The organism is Vibrio sp. 1401 (assembly GCF_033340295.1).
The window spans coordinates 1-595 of the sequence record NZ_JAWOWF010000576.1 but is presented as its reverse complement, the minus strand read 5'-3'; the positions used below and the strand labels follow the sequence as shown (position 1 = coordinate 595).

Here is a 595-nt window from a genome sequence, read left to right as displayed (position 1 = left end):
CCTTTCACGAATAGCCTGTGTGAAAGGTCACTGCGCTCTAGATTATCTAAAACCAAATTTCTTTAAAAAATAAGCAGCAGGGCAGATTCCCGTGTAAGCACTTTGAATAAGATTAACGCCGATAAACACGGTGAACCAAATGAAGTTACTGTGAACGAACACGGTTAGTATGACCGAGACCAATACCATCGTGCCTGCAAAAACTCGTACTGCATTTTCTAACGTCATAACTCTTCTCCTTCGTACTCTCAAACTGAGAACGCCATCCTTTGATGTTCATCACTATAATTAACTAAATTAGAAATGTCTAATGTTAATTTATCTAAATTCACAATTGCTAATTTAGTGTTGACTAAAGATATTGTTTTAGTAATATCTAATTTAGTTTTTAATGTAGAGGTGAGTCATGAGCTATACAGATATGGATGTAGCAGCAATGAAAGGCAATGCCAATGAAGCTGCTGATCTCCTAAAAGTAATGGCACATCCGGAAAGGCTAATGGTGTTGTGCCAACTGACCCAAGGTGAAGTTGGTGTTGGGGAACTGCAAAAGAACTCGTTCCTTAGCCAATCCGCCTTTTCACAGCACTTAACG

At 38.8% G+C, this 595-nt stretch carries 1 protein-coding gene and 1 pseudogene; one reads left to right on the top strand and one right to left on the bottom strand.

Annotated elements, in window-relative coordinates:
- Nucleotides 1–42 precede the first annotated feature (42 nt).
- The gene (locus R7Z77_RS26920; RefSeq protein WP_005460908.1) at nucleotides 43–228 is read right to left on the bottom strand and encodes a DUF2892 domain-containing protein; all 186 of its coding nucleotides are present in this window, start codon (nucleotides 226–228) and stop codon (nucleotides 43–45) included.
- 178 nt (nucleotides 229–406) lie between these two features.
- Between R7Z77_RS26920 and R7Z77_RS26915 the strand changes: the two are divergent.
- A pseudogene (locus R7Z77_RS26915) lies at nucleotides 407–595 on the top strand (transcriptional regulator); the annotation flags it as partial.